At 69.3% G+C, this 15,560-nt stretch carries 13 protein-coding genes; 7 read left to right on the top strand and 6 right to left on the bottom strand.

From position 1 onward, the window contains the following. Nucleotides 1–89 precede the first annotated feature (89 nt). Both JYJ93_RS00150 and JYJ93_RS00145 read right to left on the bottom strand, forming a co-directional pair. A complete protein-coding gene (locus JYJ93_RS00150) occupies nucleotides 90–1,496 on the bottom strand; it encodes an NAD(P)/FAD-dependent oxidoreductase (protein WP_206785669.1) in 1,407 nt (468 codons plus the stop codon). A gap of 99 nt (nucleotides 1,497–1,595) precedes the next feature. Further along, nucleotides 1,596–2,369, bottom strand: a complete 774-nt coding sequence (locus tag JYJ93_RS00145; protein WP_206785668.1) for a rhomboid family intramembrane serine protease — start codon at nucleotides 2,367–2,369, stop codon at nucleotides 1,596–1,598. Nucleotides 2,370–2,586: 217 nt separating this feature from the next. Between JYJ93_RS00145 and JYJ93_RS00140 the strand changes: the two genes are divergently transcribed. Further along, nucleotides 2,587–3,111, top strand: coding sequence for a hypothetical protein (locus tag JYJ93_RS00140; RefSeq protein WP_206785666.1), 525 nt, complete (start codon nucleotides 2,587–2,589; stop codon nucleotides 3,109–3,111). A gap of 26 nt (nucleotides 3,112–3,137) precedes the next feature. On the opposite strand, the gene rnz is transcribed toward JYJ93_RS00140, so the two are convergent. Next, a complete protein-coding gene (rnz, locus tag JYJ93_RS00135; RefSeq protein ID WP_206785665.1) occupies nucleotides 3,138–4,061 on the bottom strand; it encodes a ribonuclease Z in 924 nt (307 codons plus the stop codon). A 129-nt stretch (nucleotides 4,062–4,190) separates the two neighbouring features. Between rnz and JYJ93_RS00130 the strand changes: the two genes are divergently transcribed. Genes JYJ93_RS00130 through JYJ93_RS00115 form a run of 4 tightly spaced genes read left to right on the top strand, consistent with a single transcriptional unit; the run spans nucleotide 4,191 to nucleotide 9,979 of the window. Beyond that, complete coding sequence (locus JYJ93_RS00130; RefSeq protein ID WP_206785664.1) at nucleotides 4,191–4,892, top strand: DUF2293 domain-containing protein; 702 nt, start codon at nucleotides 4,191–4,193, stop codon at nucleotides 4,890–4,892. Between the two features lie 58 nt (nucleotides 4,893–4,950). Beyond that, nucleotides 4,951–5,715: a TetR/AcrR family transcriptional regulator gene (locus JYJ93_RS00125; RefSeq protein ID WP_206785663.1), complete on the top strand. Its 765-nt coding sequence runs from the start codon at nucleotides 4,951–4,953 to the stop codon at nucleotides 5,713–5,715. Further along, nucleotides 5,712–6,818: an efflux RND transporter periplasmic adaptor subunit gene (locus tag JYJ93_RS00120; protein WP_206785662.1), complete on the top strand. Its 1,107-nt coding sequence runs from the start codon at nucleotides 5,712–5,714 to the stop codon at nucleotides 6,816–6,818. The genes JYJ93_RS00125 and JYJ93_RS00120 overlap by 4 nt, the downstream gene beginning before the upstream one ends. 41 nt (nucleotides 6,819–6,859) lie before the next feature. After that, entirely contained in the window at nucleotides 6,860–9,979 is a 3,120-nt protein-coding gene (locus tag JYJ93_RS00115; RefSeq protein WP_206785661.1) for an efflux RND transporter permease subunit, read from the top strand. A 178-nt stretch (nucleotides 9,980–10,157) separates the two neighbouring features. On the opposite strand, the gene JYJ93_RS00110 is transcribed toward JYJ93_RS00115, so the two are convergent. Both JYJ93_RS00110 and JYJ93_RS00105 read right to left on the bottom strand, forming a co-directional pair. Further along, entirely contained in the window at nucleotides 10,158–10,571 is a 414-nt protein-coding gene (locus tag JYJ93_RS00110; protein ID WP_014393433.1) for a hypothetical protein, read from the bottom strand. 203 nt (nucleotides 10,572–10,774) lie between these two features. Beyond that, nucleotides 10,775–10,981 (bottom strand): cold-shock protein, encoded by a 207-nt coding sequence (locus JYJ93_RS00105; protein WP_014393434.1) that lies wholly within the window; start codon nucleotides 10,979–10,981, stop codon nucleotides 10,775–10,777. A gap of 282 nt (nucleotides 10,982–11,263) precedes the next feature. On the opposite strand from JYJ93_RS00105, the gene JYJ93_RS00100 reads away from it, so the two are divergent. Continuing rightward, on the top strand, nucleotides 11,264–11,812 hold the full coding sequence (locus JYJ93_RS00100; RefSeq protein ID WP_206785660.1) for a hypothetical protein: 549 nt from the start codon (nucleotides 11,264–11,266) through the stop codon (nucleotides 11,810–11,812). A 605-nt stretch (nucleotides 11,813–12,417) separates the two neighbouring features. Further along, complete coding sequence (locus JYJ93_RS00095) at nucleotides 12,418–13,992, top strand: Fic family protein (protein WP_206785659.1); 1,575 nt, start codon at nucleotides 12,418–12,420, stop codon at nucleotides 13,990–13,992. Here the strand turns inward: JYJ93_RS00095 and JYJ93_RS00090 are convergent. Further along, on the bottom strand, nucleotides 13,976–15,340 hold the full coding sequence (locus JYJ93_RS00090; RefSeq protein ID WP_206785658.1) for a hypothetical protein: 1,365 nt from the start codon (nucleotides 15,338–15,340) through the stop codon (nucleotides 13,976–13,978). The genes JYJ93_RS00095 and JYJ93_RS00090 overlap by 17 nt on opposite strands. Between the last annotated feature and the right edge of the window lie 220 nt (nucleotides 15,341–15,560).

The raw sequence follows: 15,560 nt of genomic DNA, 5'->3' as shown, positions 1-15,560 counted from the left end.
TGGGCACGTTACCATCGCGATTGCTCACGCAGCTGGGCTCTTTCCAGCAGCTGAAACCGCGTTCCAAGCCCTTGAGAGCCAGGCGCCACTCAGTGCTGCGAGCGCGGGTGCAGCGCCTGCACCTGGCGCACCTGCTGGCGGCTGTTGAGCGGCAGGGCCGGCAGCGTGAGCTGATCCAACTCCCGCGGACCGATGACCTGCACCACGTCCTTGCGGAAGAGCAGGTCCAGCGTCCAGCCCATGGCCACGCGCACCTTCGTCTCCAGCCTGGGCAGCTTGAACAGGTAGATGGTGCGCCAGAGCACCCACGCGAAGGTGCCGGAGAACTTCAGCCCCAGGATGCGCGCCACGCCCGAGCGCTGGCCAATCGTGGCCAGCTGCCCCAGCATCTTGTAGCGGAACACCTTCCCCGGCCGGCCCTTCAGCGCCGCGCACACGTTGCGCGCCACCGCCACGCCCTGGCGGAGCGCGTGCTGCGCGGTGGGAGGACAGGGCTTGCCTCCGTTGGTGATGTCCGGCACCGACGCGCAGTCGCCCAGCGCCCACACGCCCGGGAAGCCGGGCACCTCCATGCGCTCGTTCACCTTGAGCCGCCCGCGCTCCTTCTCGCACGGCAGCGTCGACAGCAGGGACGGCGGCGTGACGCCCGCGGTCCACACCACCGTCTTGGTGGGCACCACCGTGCCGTCCGGCAGCTCCACGCCCGCCGCCGTCACGTCCTTCACGTGGACGCCGGTGCGCACCTCGATGCCGTGCTCGATGAGCTTCTTGCGCGTGTACGCGCCCAGGTCCTCGCCCAGCTCCGGCAGCACCTCCTTGCCGCCGTGCACCAGCATCACGCGCACGTTGGCGTGCTGGATGTTGGGATAGAAGGGCAGGGCGCCATGGATGAAGTCGTTGATGGCGCCCGCCGTCTCCACGCCGGCGAAGCCGCCGCCCACCACCACGAAGGTGACGATGGCGTTGCGCGCGCCCGTGGTGACGCAGTCCGTGTCCGCCTCCTCCAGCCGGTCCACCAGGCAGTTGCGCAGGAGCATCGCGTCGCCCAGCGTCTTCATGGTCAGCGTGTAGTCGCGTGGGCCCGGCTTGCCGAAGAAGTTCGTCTCCGAGCCCATGGCCATCACCATGTAGTCGTACTCCAGCGTGTGGCTGTGGCCGTCCAGCCCGCCGTGCGCCACCGTGACCCGCTTCGACTCCAGGTCCAGCCCGCTGACGTCGCCCTCCACGAACGTCAGGCGCGGCAACAGCTTGCGCAGCGAGATGACGATGGCGGTCGCGTTCAGGTCGCTCGCCGCCACCTCGTGGAGCATGGGCGTGAAGAGGAAGAAGTTGTCACGGCTGACGAGCGTCACCTCCACGTCGTCCCGCTTCCCCAGCTGCCGCTCCAGGTGCAGCGCCGCGTACATGCCGGCGAAGCCGCCTCCCAGGATGAGCACCCGCTTGCGCGACGGCGGCGCGTCCACGCAGAGCCCTTCCGACTTCTGGTCCGCCCCCATGCCCGCCTCCTCACGGCGCGAAGAACACTTGCCCTCAATCTCGGGGCGCTCCTCCGCATCCGCATCCCGGGCCGGCGGGGGCCTGTCCGCCCGCTCGCCTCAGGGGTGGTTCGGGTGCATCCGGTGCCGCCAGGTCGTGCGCTGGGATGTGTAGCGGGGGTTCTCGAAGAGCTTGATCAGCACCATGCCCGCCACGAACCCGCCGATGTGCGCCCACACGGCGACGCCGCCGGACACCTCCGGCCTCAGCGTCATCAACTGCGGCAGGCCGGTGATGACCTGGAGCACGAACCACCACACCAGCACGGCCCACGCGGGGATGGGGAAGACGCGGATGAGGATGAAGATGATGAACAGCATGTTCACGCGCACGCGCGGGTAGAGCACCAGGTACGCGCCCAGCACCCCCGCGATGGCGCCGGACGCGCCCACCGTGGGCACCGGCGACGTGGGGTCCACCGCCACGTGCGCCGCCGCCGCCACCAGCCCGCACACCAGGTAGAAGACGAGGAAGCGCAGGCGCCCCATGCTGTCCTCGATGTTGTTTCCGAAGACCCAGAAGAACAGCACGTTGCCCAGGATGTGCCCCCAACTGCCGTGCAGGAACATGGACGTGAGCGGCGTGAGGCGGTTGATGGCCTCGTTGTCCACCACGCACGCGAGCCCGTCCCCCAGCGGCACCGCCTGCCCCAGCGGCGCGCGGCCGGTGAGCTCCCCGGGCACCAGGCCCAGCTCGCAGATGCTGGTGGCCAGCCGCACCATGTTGAAGCCCGCGCCCTGGAAGAACACCCAGGTGAGGCCGATGGCCGCGAGCAGGAGGTACGTCATCACTGGGGTGCGCAGGGTCGGGTTGTCGTCGCTGATGGGAATCATGTCCGCCCACCAGCATGACCCCGCCACCGGCCCCCCGGACGGCCTCGTGCTCACGGATGTGCGGCGCCGGACGCATCACCGGAAGGCGGCCGGGCTCTATGCCAAATGAAGGTTGCCTGATGGAGGTGACCCTCTCCCGGAAGGGCCCGGACTTGGCTTCCAGGCCCGCCCCGGGCGAAATTCCGCAACCGCCTTCTCTTTCATGGAGTCCGGAGCAATGAATCCCTCGAAATCGTCCCGCGCCTCGGCGCTGTTCGTGGTGTCCGTCCTCGCCCTCGCCTTCAGCAGCGGCTGCGCCGCGCGCCGCCAGCAGTCGTACCTGGAGGACAAGGCCATGGGGCACGTCTACCGCAAGCCCATCGCGGAGGTGTGGCCGGAGGCCCTGGCCCTGATCAAGGAGAAGGGCTTCTCCGTGACGAACACCCAGACCGGCTTCGAGACCACGACGGAGTGGCTGATGACCAGCGCGCCCTCCTCGCTGGGCACCTCCTACGCGCGCTACCTGATTCGCGGCTTCGAGCGCGGGCCCGGCCAGTGCGCCGTGGAGTTCCGCCGCCAGGACCGCTCCGAGTCCCGGGCCGCCGACAGCACCGACGGCCGCGCCAAGGAGACGGGGGAGTCCTCGGTGGGCGCGGGCGCCTCCCAGATGCGGCGCGACTCCGAGCTGGAGTGGGAGCTGCTCCAGAAGGTGGACCCGGACGCCGCCTCCGCCCTCAAGGCCGAGGCGAAGAAGATCGAGTAGTCACGCCGTTCCAGGCTGCCGCCGCGTCAGTCGCGCAGCGGCAGCTCCACGGTGAGGCCATCGAAGGCCACCTCCACCGGCCCCTTGAACGCCTCACGCGCCTGCGTGAGCAGCCGTCCGGGGTCGGTGTCGTGGCGGCTGGACAGGTGGGTGAGGATGAGCCGCTTCGCCCCCGCGTCCCGCGCCACCTGCGCCGCCTCCCGCGCGGTGGAGTGCCGCGTCTCCAGCGCGCGCGCCTGCTCGTCGTCGGAGAAGGTGGACTCGTGCACCAGCAGGTCCGCGTCCTTCGCCGCCTGCACCAGCGACGGGCACGGCCGCGTGTCTCCGGAAATCACCAGCCGCCGCCCGGACCGGGACTCGCCCAGCACGTCCTCCGGCTTCACCACGCGCCCGTCCGGCAGCGTGACGGACTCACCCTTCTGCAGCTTGCCGAAGGACGGCCCCTCCGGCACGCCCAGCTCCCGCGCCTTCTCCAGGTGGAACCGCCCCGGACGGCTGTCCTCCGCCAGCACGTAGCCCAGCGCGTGGATGCGGTGGTCCACGCCCACCGCCTGCACGGTGTAGCCATTGCGGCGCACCGTGTCCCCGTCCTTCAGTTCGTGGATTTCGATCGGGAAGGCCAGCGACTCCAGCCCCAGGTGCACGGCCTGATGCAAGAGCCGCCGCGCCGGAGGAGGCCCATACAGGTGCATGGGCGCGGTGCGGCCCATCATCCCCAGCGTGCGCAGGAACCCGATGATTCCCAGGTAGTGGTCGGCGTGGAAGTGCGTGAAGAACGCCGCGTCCACGGTGAAGCCCGTGCCGAAGCGCACCATCTGCCGCTGGGTGCCCTCGCCACAGTCGAACAGGAGCAGGTCCGCGTGCGCCTTCACCGCCAGGCCGGAGAGGCCGCGATGCAGCGTGGGCTGCGCGGCGGAGGTGCCGAGGAAGGTGAGCCTCAGTAGGGACATGCCAGCGCTTCCCACGTCGAGAGTGGCCTCCTCGCACGCGCGGAGTCTGCCTGCGCGCGCGCGTTCCCGGGGCATTTACCAGGGTGCGAGGGGGCGTGCTATGCAGCCGGCCCTTTCGGACCCGCCCCCATGCCTGATTCCCTGACGGTCGGCCCCACGGCCGACCCCCGCCGAGTGAAAGCCCAGGACGGCCGCCTGCTCACCGTCCCTGACGGCTGGGCCCTCCTCCCCCCCGGCGACGCCGGCCTCACCCGCCGCGTGAAGGCCGCCGGCCCCTCCTGGACCGTGGTGGAGAAGGTGGGCCGCAAGCTCTTCTCCCGGGGCGTGTGGGCGCCGGAGGCCCACATCGTCCACGCCAAGGCCGCCCTGGAGGACGAGCGCGCCACCCCCGCCTACGCGAAGAAGCTGGCCCAGGGCCGCGAGCGCCGCGCGAAGGAGCAGGCCGAGTACGAGGTCGACTTCGCCAACGCCGTCCTGCGCTTCCTCGCCTTCAGCCCCGCGTGGCTCCCCCACGCCAAGCGCCTGGCCGTGATGGTCGCAGGCCACGCCACCCCCGTGGGCAGCGGCACCGTGGCCCGCACGGAGCGCATCCCCATTGAAAGGCGCGCGGAGGCCGCCGTCATCGCCTGGATGCGCCACCAGACCACCAGCTACGACGACATGCGCATCGCCCGCGTGAAGGGCGCCCGCCGCGAGGTGCGCCGCGAACTGGCGGAGGTGTCCCGCGCCATCCTGGACCTGCACCGCCGGGACGCCCCCCACGCCCCGCCCGGGTGTCCGCTCTGCTCCGCCCTCCTGCGCCCTCCGCCGACACGCCCCTCGGATTCCTGACCCGGCGTTCAGCAACGACTGTTTTATTTCTGACCGGCGGGTTAGGAATGCGTCCGCCATGCCCCGCCACGCCGACCCCAAAGCCCGCAGCGCGCTCATCGCGTCCGCGCGGGTGGAGTTCGCGAAGCGGGGCGTGAAGGGCGCGCGCATCAGCGACATCACCGCCGCCAGCGGCCTGTCCAAGGGCGCCTTCTACCTGCACTTCCCCTCGAAGGAGGCCCTCTTCGCGGCGCTGGTGGAGGGCTTCCTGGAGGCGCTGGAGGTGCTGGCCACGAAGCGCATGTCCTGCATGGAGCGCTTCCGCGCGGACCACGGCGGGCTGCCGGGCCCCGGGGACGTGGCCGCGCGCTCGGAGCGCTATGTCGACTTCCTGCGCGTGGAGGCCGCGCTGGACGTGGAGATGCTGGAGCTCATGTGGGAGCAGCGGGAGCTGGTCACCGCGCTCATCGTGGGCAGCCAGGGCACCGCCTTCGAGTCCGTCATGTGGGACGTGGTGGACCGCGAGGTGGAGCGCATCGCCCGGGAGTTCCACCACCTGCGCGGCCAGCAGCCGGACACCCCGGACGTGGACCCCAGCCTCTTCGGCTCCTTCGTCGTGGGCACCTACCTGCTCTTGGCCCGGCGCATGGGCCGGCTGACGCAGAAGCCGGACCTGGCCGCCTGGGCCGTGGGCCTCCAGCGTCTGATGCACGAAGGCTCGCTGCCCCGCGAGGCCGTGCCCGCGACGCCCGCCGCCGTCGCGCGTCCCTCTTCACCGCCTTCCACGCGCCGGTGCCACGCCCGCGCGGACCACCCGCACCGCCCGCCAAGGAAACGCCCGTGAAACCGTCCACGAAGCCCTCCGCCTCCCGCGCCCTCACCGCCCTGGGGATGGCCGCCGCGCTCTCGCTCTCCGGTTGCGACAAGGCGGATGCCGCGTCCTCGGCGCCCGCCGCGGCCGCGGGCCAGGAGAAGCCGGCGCCGGCCGTGAAGGTCGTCTCCGCGCGCGGCGTGCAGGCCTCGCAGTCGGAGGAGGTGACGGGCACGCTGTACCCCGCCCAGGGCCTCCAGGTCGGCTTCGAGGTGGGCGGCCGCCTGGAGGCGGTGCGCATCCACAAGGGCCAGGCCGTGAAGAAGGGCGACACGCTCGCCCAGCTCAACTCCGAAATCGCGGACGCGCAGGTGGCCGGCGCGGAGGCCGCCGTCGCCGCCGCGGAGGCCGCCGCCTCCATGGCGAAGGACGCGGCCGAGCGCACGGAAAAGCTCAGCACCGGCGGTGGCGTCAGCGACCAGCAGCACAAGAACGCCGTGGCCGCCGCCGCGCAGGCCCAGGCGCAGGTGATGGCCGCGAAGGCGCAGCTGGCGCAGGCCCGCGCGTCGCGCCGCCGGCACGACCTGAAGGCGCCCTTCGCGGGCACGCTGATCGAGTCCCCGGACCAGACGGGCGCCACGGTGGGGCCGGGCTCGCCCCTGTTCACGCTGGAGCAGCTGGACACGCTCATCTTCCGCACCACCGTGGCGGAAGGGGCGCGCGCGCTGCTCAAGCCCGGCACGAAGGTGCGCGTGGCGGCGCTGGGCAACGGCGCGTCCACCGACGAGGCCGTGGTGCGCACCATCCTGCCCTCCGCGGACCCCACCACCCGCCGCATCCCGGTGGAGATCGCCGTGCCCAACGCGGACGGCCGCTTCGTGGCCCACACCCTGGCGCGCGCCATGCTGAAGCTGGGCGAGACGCAGGAAGCGCAGCTGCTGCCCACGACGGCGCTGTCCTCCTCCAACGGGGACCACGTCCTCGTCGTCAGCGACGGCGCCCTCCAGCGCGTGGACGTGCAGGTGTTGGAGCGCCGCGACCGCGAGGTGGTGGTGCGCGCCGCCGCCGTCCTCCAGCAGGTGGTGGACTACCCCACGCCCTCGCTGACCCCCGGCACCCGCGTCTCCGTGAAGTAGCCGCAAGCCGCCCCTTTTCGCCGAGTGCGTGAGCTCTTCCCATGATTCTCAGTGACGTTTCCATCCGGCGGCCGGTGTTCACGGCCATGGTGTCCCTGCTGCTCATCGTGCTGGGCGTGATGGGCCTCAAGCGCCTGGGCACCGACCTCTACCCGGACGTCAGCTTCCCCGTGGTCGTGGTCAACACCCTCTACAAGGGCGCGGGACCGGGCGAAATCGAGACCCAGGTCATCAAGCCCCTGGAGGACGCGGTCGCCGGCATCAGCGGCGTGGATAAAATCCACTCCTTCAGCCGTGAGAACGTGGGCACCGTGGTGGTGTCCTTCACGCTGGGCACCGCCCTGGACACCGCCGTGCAGGACGTGCGCGACAAGGTGGGCCAGGCGGTCAACAAGCTGCCCACGGACGCGGACGCGCCCATCGTCAGCCGCGTGGACCTGTCCGCCGCGCCCATCCTCACCTACGCCATCTCCGCGGACATGAAGTCCCAGGCGCTGCGCAAGCTGTTGGATGACCGCATCAAGCCCGCGCTCGCGCAGCTGGCCGGCGTGGCGGAGGTGCGCATCACCGGCGGCGACACGCGTGAAGTCCAGGTCGACATTGATTTGGACAAGGCCCGCGCGGTGGGCATCGCGCCGTCGCAGGTGTCCCAGCGCATCGCCATGGAGAACCTCAACCTGCCCGCGGGCCGTCTGCAGTTGGGGCCCAACGAGCTGACCGTGCGCGCCATGGGCGAGTTCCGCACCGTGGAGGAGTTGAAGAAGCTGCCCATCGCCCGCAGCACCACCGGCGCGCAGGTGCGCCTGGAGGAGGTCGCCACCGTCACGGACGGCGTCGCCGAGCGCCGCACCACCGCGCGCCTCAACGCCCGCGACGCCGTGGTGCTGGAGATCGTGAAGCAGCCGGGCTCCAACACCGTGAGCGTCAGCGACGCGGTGAAGAAGACGCTCGCGGACATGACGCCGGTGGTGGGGCAGGGCTTCCAGGCCACGCTGCTCATCGACCAGTCGGACCTCATCCGCGCCAACACCCACGAGGTGTGGATCGCCCTCATCTTCGGCGGCCTGATGGCGGTCCTCATCATCCTGATGTTCCTCTTGGACCCGCGCGGCACGTTCATCTCCGCGCTCGCGCTGCCTACGTCCGTCATCGGCACGTTCTTCGTGATGTATGTGTTGGGTTACTCGCTCAACCAGATGACGCTCCTGTCACTGTCGTTGGCCATCGGTCTGCTCATCGACGACGCGGTGGTGGTGCGTGAGGCCATCACCCACCGGCTGGAGCAGGGCGAGGACCCGATGAGCGCCGCGTACCACGGCACCAAGGACGTGGGTCTGGCGGTGCTCGCGACGACGCTGGCCCTGGTGGCGGTGTTCATCCCCGTGGCCTTCATGCCCGGCATCGTGGGCCAGTTCTTCAAGCAGTTCGGCATCACCATCTCCGTGGCGGTGCTCATCTCGCTGTTCATCTCCTTCACGCTGGACCCCATGCTGTCCGCGCGCTTCGCCAAGGCGCACACGCCGGGGGCGCAGCGGAACGAACCCGCCGTCTTCCGCGCGCTGCGCCGCTTCCTGGAGGCCACGGAGTCCACCTACGCCCGCATCCTGGGCTGGGTGCTGCGCCACAAGTGGACCACCGCCGGCCTCACCGTGCTGGCGCTGTTCCTGTCCTTCGGCGCCGCCAGCCGCCTGGGCGTGGAGTTCATGAGCGCGGAGGACCGCTCGCAGCTCATCGTCGAGCTGCAACTGCCGGACTCCTCCAGCCTGGCTCAAACGACGGAGCGCGCCGCGGAGGCGGAGGTGCTGCTCAAGAAGATTCCGGAGGTCACGGACATCTACACGACCGTCGGTCCCAACGGAGACGTCTACAAGGCGCGCCTGCGCGTGCTCACCGTGGGCAAGGACCAGCGCACGAAGAGCATCCCCGTCATCAAGGAGGAGGCCCGCGCGCTGCTGGTGCCCAACCTGGTCTCCACCGCCATCACCCTGTCGGACCCGCCGTCCATCGAAGGCCTGGGGGACTGGTTCCCCATCATGGTGCGCGTGGTGGGCCCGGACCTGAAGCGCGTCAACGAGGAGGCCGAGCGCGTGGCCAGCATCCTGCGCACCTTGGGCACCTCCGACGTGCGCGTGGACTCCAACCCGGCCAAGCCGGAGCTGCAGATTCAAATCGACCGCGCGCGCGCCGCGGACATGGACCTGTCCGCCGGGGCGCTCGCCTCGCAGCTGCGGCTGGCCATCGACGGTGACGTGACGGCCAAGCTGCGCGAGGGCACGGACGAGACGGACATCCGCGTGCGCCTGCGCGAGGAGGACCGCGCCACGCCGGAGCGCGTGCGCCAGTTGATGATCTCCACGCCCAAGGGCCTGCACCAGGTGACGGACGTGGCGGAGGTGTCGCTCAAGGACGGCCCCAGCGTCATCGAGCACGAGAACCGCGAGCGCCAGGTGGCCGTCGTGTCCCAGCTGGCCAAGGGCGCCGCGCTGGGTGACGTGGCCACGAAGTTGAAGGCCGCCATCGCGGAGAAGCCGCTGCCGCCCGGCTACGCCATCGTCTACGACGGCCAGATGAAGAGCCTGGATGAGCAGAACGACGCGTTCGGCATCGCGTTCCTGCTGGCCTTCGTCTTCATCTATATGGTGCTCGCCAGCCAGTTCGAGTCCTTCAAGCACCCCTTCACCATCATGGTGTCGCTGCCGCTGGCGCTCGTGGGTGCGCTCTTGGGGCTCGTCGTCACGAACTACCACGTCAGCATGGGCGCGATGATTGGCGTCATCCTGCTGATGGGCCTGGTCACCAAGAACGCCATCCTCCTCATCGACGGCGCGCTCCAGCACCTGCGTGAAGGCGACTCCGTGGACGAGGCCCTGCTCAAGGCCGGCCCCCGCCGCCTGCGCCCCATCCTCATGACGAGCGCGGCCATGGCCATTGGCATGGTGCCCACCGCCGTGGGCACGGGCATCGGCTCCGAGTTCCGCGCCCCCATGGCCATCTCCGTCATCGGCGGCGTCATCACCTCCACCTTCCTCACGCTGCTGGTGGTGCCGGTGGTGTTCGCGGCGATGGAGAAGCTGTCCTTCCGCAAGAAGCAGCCCCGCGCGCAGGGGCCGCACGCCTCGCTCCCCGTGGACGGGCCCGCGGCGCACGACCGCGCCGCCTGAGGCACCTCACCGCTGGAAACAAGAAGGCGCGGGTGACGGTGTCGTCACCCGCGCCTTTCATTTGAAACAAGGGGGATGAAACAAATCCCGGCCAGGCGTCCTTTCGCGGGAGGCCACCGGCTCCGGGCCTTGCCGGAGACGGGGCGTTCGCGGGCGTCCCTGCCCGGGAGGAGCCGCTCTAGCGAGCGGCCGAGAAGCCTTCGCCGTTGAGCAGGCGAACGCGCGCCTTGGCGAGCTGGTTCTGCGCTTCCTCCAGCGACACACAATCCACGGTGATGTCGTCGTTGGGGGATGCTTCCGACGCCACGCGGGCCGTCTGCAGCCGCGCGATGGTGGAATCCGACACGTGCGCGCACATGGCGCAGCCGTTCTTGCGCCCGTGGTCGACGATCTCGGAGAACAGCTTCGCGGATTCCGGCTCCAGCGGGCGAAGACCCCGCATGTCGGCCAGAACCAGGTGCCGCCCTCCGCCGTAGCTGTCCGTGGCCTTCTTGTAGACGGCCACGTACTCCTTCATCTCGTTGGGCCGCATGAAACCGCTCATGCGGGCAGTGATGGTCCGACGGCTGACATCGTTGGTGACTTCGAACATAGGTGCGCCCTCCCTCGCAGGATCAAAGCCTAACAGCACTCTTTCGGACTTTCACCAGCCCCCCCGTGATTCCCGGGGGGGTGTAAGGTTTGAAAGGAATTGCGTGTTATTCCTTCTCGGTGGGTTGTAAAAATGAAGAAGCCCGGCCCGCGTGAGCGGAGCCGGGCTTCCGTGCTCTGTGTTGGACCCAGAGCGGGTTGGGACTAACCCACTGCGCGGACGTTCTGCGCCTGCAGGCCCTTGGGGCCGCGCGTCACCTCGAACTCCACCTTCTGGCCTTCCTGAAGGGTGCGGAAGCCGTCCATGTTGATGGCGCTGTGGTGGCAGAACACGTCCTCACCACCGCCGTCCTGCGTGATGAAGCCAAAGCCCTTCGCATCGTTGAACCACTTCACCGTACCAGTAGCCATGAATCGTCTTCTCTTTGTTGGGTGGGGCGCGGCACCCACCGCCCGAAGCGGTCGGTCCTCTCGAAATGTGAGGGCCTGAGTGCGAACAGCAGTCTGCCCGGCGGGGCGGGGTGGGTGGAAGCCCCCTTGCCCAGCAGCCAACAGTTCGCGGGGTGGTTACCCTGCCCACCCATTGTTGGCACAGGCAGGCGGGCGTGGGGCGGGGGCGGCTCCGGCGCCCCGGTCCGGGGGCGTGGCTACCGTTCCGGGGAAGGCCACGACGGCCGGGAGAGGAGTCACGTCATGTACGAGGTCCGAGGCCCCGAGCCCCTGCTGCCCCCCGTTCCTCCGCGCGCGGAGGGCGCCGTGCGCCGCGAGTGGCGCCGGATGAGGGACCACAGCGCGGCGGCGGGCATCCTGTCGCGTCCGCTGCTGGGCCGGCTGCCGTTGCGCCGTTGGGTGTCGCAGGACCTGCACTCGGTGCTGGACTACGTGGGCGGCGCGGCGCTGGTGGCGGTGGGGAGCGCGTCCGGCGACAGCAGGGCGAAGGCGGCCGGCTGGGCGCTGGGCGGGGCCGCGGTGGGCGTGTCGCTGTTCACGGACTACCGGCTGAGCCTCACGAAGCTCATCCCCATCGAAGCGCACGAGCTGGCGGACTACGCCTACGGCCTGGGCGCGGTGCTGGCGCCCTTCGTCTTGGGATACGCGAAGCGCTCACCGGTGGCGGCGGCGCTGCACGTGCTGCTGGGCGTGAAGGTGCTGGCCGCGTCGCTCGTCACGGACTACCGCTGCCAGACGGGCATGCACCTGGGCGGGGAGCTGGCCACGGACCCCGAGGGCATCGGGGCCTGAAGTCGCGGGTGGGGTAGGCGCGCTGGGCAGAAGCAAGTGGCAGGGGGGCGCTTGCGTGACCGCGGGTTCGGCGTCTCCGTGCGCAGGACGCGCCACTCGCCAGCTTGGGGCTTGGGTGTCCTCTCCAGCTCGATATCGCGGGGGGAAATCGTGAGTCCCCAGGAAGCATCATCGACTGTCCCCCTGACAGGAGGACGACCGATGGACCGCGCTTCAGGGGCTGACCAAGCCGAGCGTCAAAATCGTTTTGCGTACGAACGCTACGAAATGAGTGCTTCCTGGAGCCCCCTAATCATTTTGGTGGACGGAATCCCCACGGTAACGATTTCTGGAGCCCCCTAATCGTTTTGGTGGACGGAATCCCCACGGTAACGATTTCTGGAGCCCCCTAATCGTTTTGGTGGACGGAATCCCCACGGTAACGATTTCTGGAGCCCCCTAACCGTTTTGATTACGTTCTCCTCCTGAGTAACGGTTTCTGGAGCCGCCTAACCGTTTTGTGCACGAATCCCCTGGAACGAACGATTTCTTGAGTCGATCTCCCGTCATGGCAGGTCTGTTTCTTCCCCGGATGCCGTGCCGTGTAGTCGAGATGGCGTGACCCAATGCCCGCGCATCCGCCATCAGAGCGCTCCCGAGCGATTCGTGCACGCCTGGGCGTTGACCTTCCTCCCAAGTCGGAGCCCATCGGTTATGCCCAGGTCATCCTGGAGCATGAGCTCGTCGTGCTACCGCATCACCAGGTGTCCTTCGTCGCACCTGGGGGGGGGAAGCGTGAGCGCGTCGAAAGAGGGCGGAGCATCGTCGTCTATCCCCCGGCCTACGCTCCAGAGCCAGGGCTCTTCCATCAGCTGGAGTTCGCGCTCAAGTACGAGGGGGTGTCGCTCGAAATCCTCTCTGCCCTGTTCGAGAAGGTCACAAGGGGAGTACTGGAGCCACTCCTCAGGGAGTACATCCAGCAACGGCCTACCGGGCAGTACTCGCGGCGGCTCTGGTTCCTCTATGAGTTCCTCACCGGAAACATGCTGGACCTGCCGGACGCGACCATCGGCAATTACGTCCCGTTGCTAGACCCCCAGGAGTACTTCACCGCCACGGATGAACGGAGCCGGCGCCATCGCGTCATCAATAATCTATTGGGCACCGTGGAATGCTGCCCCATGGTGCGGCGCACCGAAAAGCTTGAGCGCTTCGCCAGCCTGAAACTGGCGAATCAGGCTTCCCGGCTCATGGAGGAGTACGATGAGGACGCGCTCCGTCGGGCCGTCAATTACCTCTATGCCAAGGAGACCCGCTCCTCCTTCGCAATCGAGCGGGAAAAGCCAAGTCAGGACCGCACCGAGCGCTACGTGGCCCTCCTGCGGCGCGTTCCCCAGTGGGACACGCTGGATGAGGCGGCGCTGACGGACATCCAGAACCAGACCGTGGATCCGCGCTTCGCGGAGACGGGTTACCGGCAGGGGCAGAATTACATCGGTGAGACAGTGAGCTTCACCGAGCAGAAGGTCCACTACCTGCCGCCCCGTCCCGAGGACGTCCCGTCCCTCATGAAGGGGCTGCTCGCCAGTGTCGAGCGGATGGCGAAGGCCCACGTGGACCCCATCGTTCAAGCGGCGGCGGTGTCCTTCATCTTCGTTCTCATCCACCCGTTCCTGGATGGGAACGGGCGTCTGCACCGCCTGCTCATCCACTACATCCTGTCGCGCTCAGGCTTCACGCCCCCGGGGCTCATCTTCCCTATCTCCGCGGTGATGCTGCAGAAGCGCTCCGAGTACGACGCCTGCCTTGAGTCCTTCTCTGTCCCGCTCATGCAGCAAGTCGACTACACGCATGACGAGGAGTGGCAGGTCACGGTGAAGGGGAAGACCCGCAACCTGTACCGTGCAATCGATTGCACGCGGATGGCGGAGGACCTCTACGCGTGGACCGAGGAGACCATCCGCACGGAGTTCCGCAAGGAGCTGGAGTTCATCGTTCGCTACCGTCAGGCCCGTGAGCAGATGGAGCAGGTGGTGGACATGCCGGACCGGCAACTGAACCTGTTCATCCAGGTGGTCCTTCACAACAAAGGCAAGCTCTCCTCCACCAAGCGCGCCTCACACTTCGAACTCCTCACCGACGCGGAGGTCCAGGCGCTGGAGACCATCCTCCAGGAGCAGTTCTTCAAGGGTTCAGCTTGAGCAGAAAGCCGTCCTGCAGCGGCCGTGACGGTTCGTCCTCCGGGACGGACCGGTTGAAGCCGCCGGCGAGCAGCACGCCTCCAGTGGCGTCCACGCTCACGGCCCGGGCCTGGGCCACGGTGCCGGGGCTCGCGAAGCCGCGCACCCAGAGCGACGTGCCCTCTTCCGGCAACAGCTTCGCCACATACAGGCCCGGCGGCAGGTTGCCTCCGCCCAGGGCGAGGCCGCCGTCATGGCCGCCCGCCACCGTCAATTGCCCCGCGTCGTCGGTGGCCACCATGGGCGCGCCAGTGGGGAAGGTGCGCGCCCACTGCTGGCCGCCCTGCGCGTCGTAGGCCAGCAGGAAGCCGTCGCGCGAGTCCGCGCGGTGGAAGGTCTTCTGGAAGTACAGCCGGCCGCTGAAGCCTCCGCCCACGAAGACGCGGTCCGCCCCCACCGCCACGGACACCGCCGTGCCATCCGTGCCGCGCACGTCATGGCTCCAGACGTGGTCTCCGTCCCGGGTGAGCTTCACCACGAAGGGCGTGTGCTGGCGCACGGTGACGAAGGTCGCGTCGCCAAACGACACCGCACCGGCATAGCCGCCCACCACGTGCACGTCGCCAAAGACATCCACCGCCACCGCCCGCGCGGAGACCTCGCCCTCGCTGGAAGGCATCCACACGCGGCTCCAGTGCTGCTCACCCCGGGGGCCCACGCGCAGCGCGAAGCCCGCGTGTCTGCCCTGGGGCGTGCGCTTCAATCCCTCTCCCAGGTCGCGCGCGCCGGCGAAGTCCCCCACCAGCACCGCGCCGCCATGGTGGTCGGGCGTGACGCCGTTCACCGCCACCGGCCCCTCACCCGGCAGCGAGCGCACCCAGTCCAGCGCGCCGCCGCCATCCAGCCGGGCCAGGAACGGCCCCTCCGGCAGCGTGGCGCCGTCGCGGGTGAAGCCCGCGGACATGCCCGTGAGGAAGATGTTGTCGTGGGCGTCCACCGCCAGGCCGCCCACCCGGGCCCGCGCGGCATGCCCGGGCGTCCAGCCCCGGGCCCACTTCAGCGCGCCTTCCGACGAATACCGCGCCACCAGCAGGTGTGGCGCCACGACGTTGCGATTGAAGGGCAGGGGACCCGCCCCCAGGTCGATGGGCTCTTGATAGGTCGCCGCCACGAGGACGTCCCCGTTGGAGGTCACCACCGCGTGCGGAGCCTGAGGGTCCCCAACCCTCAGGGTCCGCGACCACACGTGGGCCTCCACGCCCTCTGACGCGACCTGTCCACCCACCTCACCGAGCACCGGGATGCGCGGTGCCGTGGCTCGGGCTTCCTCGCACCCCACGAGAAAGAGCCCCCCCACGAACACCGCCATCCGAATCCACGCCACCGCCGCCCCCCGTCCCGGAACCCGCCCCACCCAACCCCGACTCCCCCGCCCTTCAACCGCGCCCCATCCCTACTGCAAGGGTGCGGCCAACGTGTCCCTGTGAAGGTGTCCCCTCGGAGGACGCCCCGGGGAGCCGGATGCAGGGGCAGGGGCCCTGTCCGTCAGCCGGTAATTCCTGCCGACCGCGGGGAGGGGGGACGGTAAA

The sequence above is a fragment of the Corallococcus sp. NCSPR001 genome (genome assembly GCF_017309135.1).
In the GTDB taxonomy this organism is placed as follows: Bacteria; Myxococcota; Myxococcia; order Myxococcales; family Myxococcaceae; genus Corallococcus.
Note: the sequence above shows the minus strand (reverse complement) of the source record. Positions and strands in the feature narration are given on the sequence as shown.

Coding starts and splice junctions, on each gene's coding strand:
- JYJ93_RS00150 (WP_206785669.1), bottom strand. CDS start 1,496: ATGGGGGCGGACCAGAAGTCGGAAGGGCTCTGCGTGGACGCGCCGCCG.
- JYJ93_RS00145 (WP_206785668.1), bottom strand. CDS start 2,369: ATGATTCCCATCAGCGACGACAACCCGACCCTGCGCACCCCAGTGATG.
- JYJ93_RS00140 (WP_206785666.1), top strand. CDS start 2,587: ATGAATCCCTCGAAATCGTCCCGCGCCTCGGCGCTGTTCGTGGTGTCC.
- rnz (WP_206785665.1), bottom strand. CDS start 4,061: ATGTCCCTACTGAGGCTCACCTTCCTCGGCACCTCCGCCGCGCAGCCC.
- JYJ93_RS00130 (WP_206785664.1), top strand. CDS start 4,191: ATGCCTGATTCCCTGACGGTCGGCCCCACGGCCGACCCCCGCCGAGTG.
- JYJ93_RS00125 (WP_206785663.1), top strand. CDS start 4,951: ATGCCCCGCCACGCCGACCCCAAAGCCCGCAGCGCGCTCATCGCGTCC.
- JYJ93_RS00115 (WP_206785661.1), top strand. CDS start 6,860: ATGATTCTCAGTGACGTTTCCATCCGGCGGCCGGTGTTCACGGCCATG.
- JYJ93_RS00110 (WP_014393433.1), bottom strand. CDS start 10,571: ATGTTCGAAGTCACCAACGATGTCAGCCGTCGGACCATCACTGCCCGC.
- JYJ93_RS00105 (WP_014393434.1), bottom strand. CDS start 10,981: ATGGCTACTGGTACGGTGAAGTGGTTCAACGATGCGAAGGGCTTTGGC.
- JYJ93_RS00100 (WP_206785660.1), top strand. CDS start 11,264: ATGTACGAGGTCCGAGGCCCCGAGCCCCTGCTGCCCCCCGTTCCTCCG.
- JYJ93_RS00095 (WP_206785659.1), top strand. CDS start 12,418: ATGCCCGCGCATCCGCCATCAGAGCGCTCCCGAGCGATTCGTGCACGC.
- JYJ93_RS00090 (WP_206785658.1), bottom strand. CDS start 15,340: ATGGCGGTGTTCGTGGGGGGGCTCTTTCTCGTGGGGTGCGAGGAAGCC.